Origin of the sequence: Streptomyces sp. CB03238 (assembly GCF_002099185.1) — a bacterium.
GTDB lineage: Bacteria > Actinomycetota > Actinomycetes > Streptomycetales > Streptomycetaceae > Streptomyces.
Genome location: NZ_NBCN01000036.1, coordinates 40106 through 46668, shown reverse-complemented (window position 1 = coordinate 46668; position 6563 = coordinate 40106). Strand labels below are relative to the sequence as shown.

Annotated in this window: 4 protein-coding genes; 3 read left to right on the top strand and 1 reads right to left on the bottom strand. The window is 70.2% G+C overall.

All coding sequences use genetic code 11. The features are described from left to right. Positions 1–126: 126 nt before the first annotated feature. The gene (locus BKD26_RS36365; RefSeq protein ID WP_084907146.1) at positions 127–2895 is read right to left on the bottom strand and encodes a glycosyl hydrolase; all 2769 of its coding nucleotides are present in this window, start codon (positions 2893–2895) and stop codon (positions 127–129) included. Between the two features lie 290 nt (positions 2896–3185). Between BKD26_RS36365 and BKD26_RS36360 the strand changes: the two genes are divergently transcribed. The 3 genes from BKD26_RS36360 to BKD26_RS36350 all read left to right on the top strand — a co-directional run bounded on the left by BKD26_RS36360 (position 3186) and on the right by BKD26_RS36350 (position 6529). Next, entirely contained in the window at positions 3186–4487 is a 1302-nt protein-coding gene (locus BKD26_RS36360) for an extracellular solute-binding protein (protein WP_084907144.1), read from the top strand. Positions 4488–4769: 282 nt separating this feature from the next. After that, the gene (locus tag BKD26_RS36355; protein WP_084907142.1) at positions 4770–5693 is read left to right on the top strand and encodes a sugar ABC transporter permease; all 924 of its coding nucleotides are present in this window, start codon (positions 4770–4772) and stop codon (positions 5691–5693) included. Then, positions 5690–6529, top strand: coding sequence for a carbohydrate ABC transporter permease (locus tag BKD26_RS36350; protein ID WP_107418119.1), 840 nt, complete (start codon positions 5690–5692; stop codon positions 6527–6529). Before BKD26_RS36355 ends, BKD26_RS36350 begins: the two co-directional genes overlap by 4 nt. The last annotated feature ends 34 nt before the right edge of the window (positions 6530–6563 follow it).

Genomic DNA, 6563 nt, shown 5'->3' with positions numbered 1-6563 from the left:
CACCCGTTCAAGAACCCAGCACGCGTGTCACCAACGTCTCCGGACAGCACACCTAGGTCCTGTCCGGTCGATCAGGCCGGATCAGTGAGCGGGCACGCGAGCCCGGCAAGATCGGCCGGACTGGGCCTAGCCGTACGGGATGACCAGCACGGACCGGTCCGTGCCGGTCTGGAGCCGGGCCGTGCCGTGGCCGATGGCGTGCCACACCTCCAGGCGTACGGTGCCGCCCTTCAGGTCGCCGAGCGCGCCCGTCGCCGACTTCAGCCCGCGCGCCTGGCTGTACTCCTCCCAGCCGGTCACCGGGTCGGTCGCGAAGTAGTGGTACGTCTCCGTCCGCTCGAAGGTCCCGTCGCCGGTCAGGTCGTAACCGACCCGCGCCTGCTGACCCAGCCCCACCGTGCTGCCCGCGTCGACCTGGAGCCGGAAGGCGGTGGCCACGCCCGCCTTGAGCGTGCCGTTGACGCCCCTGGCCTCGTACACCAGCGGCTGGTGCGGGGTGCCGTCGTGGTTCGTGCCGCCCGCCGAGGCGATGGTGTCGCTGCCCGCCGCCGCGCCGGTCGCCGTGGTGAGGGTGCCGCCGGTGCGGAGCTGGAAGGTGTCGCCGGTTCCGGGGATGGGGCCGGGGTCGCCGCCCGTGCCCGTCCCCGTGGCGGTCGAGCGCGCCGGGACGGTGAGCTTCGCGCCGTCGGAGAAGGTCACCGTGCGGGCGGAGGAGCCGTGGTTGTGGGCCGCGTACGTCCGTACCGTGCCCTTGCTGAAGACGGCCGACGTCGGAATGTCCCCGGTCACGGTGGCGTCGGGCGCGCCGAGCGCGTCCATCGTGGCGATCCAGTGGTACGTGTGCGCCTTCGACTCGCCCGCTTCGGGGGTGTACGAGGCGTGACCGGCGTCCCACTTCGCCTTGGCGGCGGCGGGGTCGGCCAGCGACTGGAACTCCCAGAGGAGGTCGCGCCATTCGACGGCCGGGCCGCCGTTCTCACGCTCCATCTCGGCGATGTTGCGGCGGATGGCCGCCTTCTCGCCGCCCAGGTGCAGGGAACCTCCGGTGACCGGCAGGACGTTGATCCCGTGGATCTCCTCGGGATTCGCGGTCCACCAGGTGGCGTACGCGGCGCCGCTCCCCCACACCATGCCGGCGGTGTCGTGCCCGAAGGAGGCGGGGAAGACCTGCTGGTCGGCGTCGAACCAGTACTGGGCGATGGCCTCGGACTCGGTGGTCAGCAGGTACGTGCCCAGGTCACGCAGGGCGGTGTCCCCGGTGGCCGAGCCCCACAGGACGAGGCCCGCGCTGAGGTTGGTGGACTCGGACGACGACTCCTGGTTGTTGCCGGCCGCGAAGCCCTGGTGGCCGGAGGCCCAGCTGTGGCCCGCGTACACGTCGAAGCCCCGCAGGAAGGGGAAGGCGCTGTCGGTGCGGCTGGGGTTGACCGCGTCCCGTACGAGCGTCCTGACCATGCCGCCCCATGCGGAGTCGGCGGCCCAGGCGGGGTCGTACTGGGCGACGATCGCCGCCGCGTAGACGTAGTACGAGTAGTGGAAGTGGTGGTCGTTGAGCTCGGTGTCGCTGCCGTAGGAGGCGGGGTAGCCGGTGAGGGTCTTCCAGGTCCGGTCGTACGAGAACTCGTTGGCGCCTCCGGCCGTGAACCAGTCCTGGAGCCGCCCCTTGAGCAGGCCGATCAGCTTGTCGCGGATCGCGGTCTCGCCGATCTGGTCGGCGAGGGGCACCAGTTGGGCGAGGCGGCCGAGGGCTTTCCCGGTCCAGTACGTGTCCGTGGCGCCGGAGAAGGGGTCGGCGGCGTTCGCGGCCTCGTTCAGGTAGCCGCGCAGGCGGGCCGCGTCGACGCCCCCGGACTTGGGCAGCCCGGGCAGTACGGCGGCGGCCCGCTGACTGGTGGTGAAGGTGGTGGACTCGCGGACCTTCATGGTGCCGCGCGGTGAGACGTACGTGTACGGGGTCAGCGCGTCCGTGGTGTTGAGCCACTGGTGCCGGTAGAGGGCCTGGAGAGTGCCGGTCTCGCTGCCCTCCTGGGCCTGGGTGGTGAGGCTGTAGGTGGCCCTGACCGTTCCTCCGGTGGAACTCCAGGCCACTTTCGAGCCGGTGACGAAGCTGTACGCGTATTTCCGGTACGTGGCCAGCGCGTCCGGCGACGGCAGGACGGCGAGCGAGAAGTAGTCCTTGCCGCCGAGCCCGGCCGTCAGCGTGGAGCCGGAGACCGTCCAGTCGGTGCCCGCGGGGGCGAACAGGGCGTAGTGGTGGCCCGCGACGGTGATGCCGAGGACGTTGCCCTGGTCGGCGAAGACGGTCGGGGCGGTGGCGGTGGTGATCCGCGCGTCGCCGCCCGTGCCCTTGGCGTACACGAACGGCATGCCGTGGCCGATGGTCGTACGGAGAGCGCGGGCGCCGTCCGACCAGTAGGGGGTGACGGTCCAGTCCGACCAGGCGTCGGCCTTGGTGTCCGGCGAGTTGAGGCCGGTCAGGCCGAGGGTGAGGTCGCGCTTGTGGGCGTACTCGTACTGTCGGCCATCGCCGACGATCGCGGGGGTGGTCGGGTAACCGATGTCGAGGCCGGCGGCGGTGGCCTGGTAGGTGAGCGGGTGGCCGTACATGGGGGTGGACCAGGGGTTGTCGCCGTACCGCTGGAAGGCCAGCGAGGACCACCAGTCGTTGGTGGGCATCGGCTTGCCCTGGGCGGCGGGGGTGAGCTTGGGGGTGACGGGGGTGCCGGTGTTGGTGGTGGGGCCGGAGGTTCCGGGGGGACGGGTGTCGGAGTAGCTGCCGGCTCCGACGGGGACGGTGGCGGCCGTGGCGGGGGTGGCGGTGGTCGCGGTGAGGCCGAGAGCGGCCACGGTGGTGACGAGGAGCAGTGCGGCTGGCCGGGTGCGGGGGGATGGCATGTCGGCACCTCGAATGGATGGGCGGGAGAGCGTGGCGAGAGCGCTCTCAGGTGCCCAGGAACGTAAAACTCCTGAAACGTGACTGTCAATACAGGGAACCCGTAGGGAAATTGCTGGGGGAGTGGTCGGCATCGACGGCCGTTATGCGTTCGAGTCTTGACGGGGGAAGGGTGCGCGCGGCACGCTCCAGGGCAGCTGCCTGAGAGCGCTCTCAGAGCGTGCCTGGCGCCAGGACCCTGGGACCGCCCTGAACCGCCGCCGCTCCCCCGCCGAAGCCAAGGAGGCTTCCCATGCTCATCGCCCGAGCCGCCACCGTCAGGAGGGCCACCGTCCGACTCGGTGCGCTCGCGCTCACCGGGGTACTGCTCGCCGCCTGCGGATCCGGCGCCTCGGACCAGGCGTCCGACGGCACGGTCACGCTCACCGTGGACCTCTTCGGTTCCTTCGGCTACAAGGAGGCGGGGCTCTACGCCGAGTACGAGAAGCTGCACCCCGGCATCAAGATCAAGCAGACGGACACGGAGGACGAGCAGGACTACTGGAAGTCCCTCCAGACCCGCCTCGCCGGCGGAGGCGGACTCGCCGACGTCCAGGCGATCGAGGTCGGGCGCATCGCCTCGGTCACACAGCAGCAGGCGGACAGGTTCGAGGACCTCACCAGGTACGGGGCGGACAAGCTGAAGGGCCAGTTCGCCGAGGCCAAGTGGTCGGCGGCGACCACGAAGGACGGCCGTGTCCTCGGCCTCGGCACGGACGTCGGGCCCGAGGCGATGTGCTACCGCACGGACCTGTTCCAGCAGGCAGGTCTGCCGACCGACCGCACCGTACTCGCCGAGAAGTGGGCCACCTGGGACGGCTACCTGGAGCTCGGCAAGCAGTACAAGGCCAAGGCGCCCGCCAGGAGCGCCTGGCTGGACAGCGTGGGCAGCCTCTTCACGATCATGATCGGGCAGGAGGAGGAGCGGTACTACGACGCCTCCGGCACGCTGATCTACGAGTCGAACCCGGCCGTCAAGACGGCCTGGGACGCCGCCACACGCGCGGCGGCGGACGGCCTGAGCGCCAAGCTGGACCAGTGGTCCCCGCAGTGGAACCAGGCCTTCGCCGCCGGGTCGTTCGCCACGATCCCCTGCCCCGCCTGGATGCTCGGGTACATCAAGGGCCAGGCCGGTGAGGCGGGCAAGGGCAAATGGGACATCGCCAAGCTGCCGGGCGGCGCGGGCAACTGGGGCGGCTCGTACCTGAGCGTGCCGCGCGCGGCCGAGCACAAGAAGGAGGCGTACGAGCTGATCCAGTGGCTCACGGCGCCGGAGCAGCAGGCCAAGCTCTTCGAGAAGCAGGGCAACTTCCCCTCCTCGACCGGTGCCATCGCTCGGGTCGCCGACGCCAAGGACCCGTACTTCTCGGGCGCCCCGATCGGCCGGATCTTCGGCGACGCCGCCAAGGAGGCCCCCGTACAGGTGCTGGGCGTCCACGACAAGAACGTCGCCGACCAGATCACGAACGCGCTGAGCGAGGTGGAGCGGAAGGGGACATCACCGGAGAAGGCGTGGTCGAACGCGAAGAAGGGCGTCGAGAACGTCACGGGCTGACCCCGAGGCGGGCCCGCCGTCCGGGGCGCTCCCCCGGCCGGGGCGCGGCACCCTGCCGGTGCCTCCCCGGGCGCCCCCGGGGTTGCCCGAGCGCTGGGGGCGTGCCGTTGGGGTCCGCTCCGTGGGCCGTGTCCTGGGCTCTCCTTCGCAAGCTCAGTCGTTTTACGCAGAACACGACCCACTGCGCGTTTCCTTCTGGGGCGGGCCCAGGCCCCGGTCACGTGCGAGCCACGCACCCCGCCGTAACCGTCCACGTCCGTACCGACCCCGAAGGGCCGCACAGTGACCCTCACCGCTCCGGCAGGAACGGCGCGCCGCGCATGGCGGGCCGTCTCGCCGTACGCGTACATCGCCCCGTTCTTCACGCTCTTCGCCGCCTTCGGCCTCTTCCCGCTGCTCTACACGGCGTTCGTGTCGCTCTACCGCGTCGAGCTCCAGACCCCCGGCGACATGGAGTGGCGCGGGCTCGGCAACTACGCCGCCCTCTTCACCGACGGGTTCTTCTGGATCTCGCTGCGCAACACCTTCACCATCGGGGTCATCTCCACGGTCCCGCAGCTCGTGATGGCGCTGGGCCTGGCCCACCTGCTGAACTACAAGCTGCGCGGGCGGACGTTCTTCCGTACGGCGATGCTGCTGCCGTACGCCACCTCCGTCGCCGCCGCGACGCTGGTCTTCGCGCAGCTCTTCGGCCGGGACTTCGGGCTCGTCAACTACGCACTGGGTCTGGTCGGCGTCGACCCGGTCGACTGGCAGACGGACACGGTCGCCTCCCAGATCGCCGTGTCGACCATCGTCGTCTGGCGCTGGACCGGCTACAACGCACTGATCTACCTCGCGGGCATGCAGTCCATCCCGAGCGAGCTGTACGAGGCGGCGGAGATGGACGGGGCGTCGCGGTGGCGGCAGTTCTTCCACGTCACGCTGCCGGGGTTGCGTCCGACGATCGTCTTCACCGCCGTCGTGTCGACGATCGGCGCCACCCAGTTGTTCGGTGAGCCGTTGCTGTTCGAGGGGTCGGTCTCGGGCGGCATCTCGCACCAGTACCAGACCCTCGGGCTGTACATGTACGAGCAGGGCTGGGGCTTCTTCCACCTGGGCCGTGCCGCCGCCATCGCCTGGGTGATGTTCCTGCTGATCCTGGTGCTCGTCGGGGTCAACGCCCTGATCGTGCGCCGACGTTCCCTCAAGGAGGCCGGCCGATGACCGTACGGCGTGCTGGGCGCACCCTGCACGGCGGCAGGGTCGCGTACGCGATCCTCGTCGTCGCCGTCCTCGTGTCGGCCTTCCCGTTCTACTGGACGATCGTCGCCGCCAGCCGTTCCAACGCCGACCTGGCGAAGGTGCCCCCGTCCCTCCTCCCCGGCCCGAACCTGATGCGGAACTTCGAAGCCGTGATGGAGGAGGCGGACATCGGCAAGGCCCTGCTCAATTCTCTGATCGTCTCCGGCTCCATCACCGTAGGCACGGTGCTGTGCTGCACCCTCGCCGGGTTCGCCTTCGCCAAGCTGCGCTTCCGTGGCCGGGGCGCGCTGCTCGCAGTCACGGTGGGGACGATGATGATCCCGCCGCAGCTGGGTGTGATCCCGCTGTTCATGCTGATCGCGGAGCTGGAGTGGGTGAATCAGCTCCAGTCGGTGATCCTGCCCGGTCTGGTGTCGGCGTTCGGGGTGTTCTTCATGCGGCAGTTCCTGGTGCAGGCGCTGCCGGACGAGCTGATCGAGGCGGCGCGGGTGGACGGCGCCTCCTCCGCGCGGATCTTCCGGTCGATCGTCGTTCCGGTCGCCCGGCCGGGCATGGCGGTGCTGGGTCTGCTGACCTTCATGGCGGCCTGGAACGACTTCTTCTGGCCGATCGTCGCGCTGTCCTCGCAGAACCCGACCGTGCAGGTCGCGCTGCGCCAGCTCGGCGGCGGTTACGTCCACGACCAGTCGGTGATCATGGCGGGCACGCTGCTGGGCACGCTCCCGGTGCTGCTGGTGTTCGGTCTGCTGGGCCGGCAGATCGTCGGCGGGATCATGCAGGGCGCCGTCAAGGGCTGATTCCCCTTTTCCTCCGTCTTTCGTTGGGAGTCTC

Coding starts and splice junctions, on each gene's coding strand:
- BKD26_RS36365 (WP_084907146.1), bottom strand. CDS start 2,895: ATGCCATCCCCCCGCACCCGGCCAGCCGCACTGCTCCTCGTCACCACC.
- BKD26_RS36360 (WP_084907144.1), top strand. CDS start 3,186: ATGCTCATCGCCCGAGCCGCCACCGTCAGGAGGGCCACCGTCCGACTC.
- BKD26_RS36350 (WP_107418119.1), top strand. CDS start 5,690: ATGACCGTACGGCGTGCTGGGCGCACCCTGCACGGCGGCAGGGTCGCG.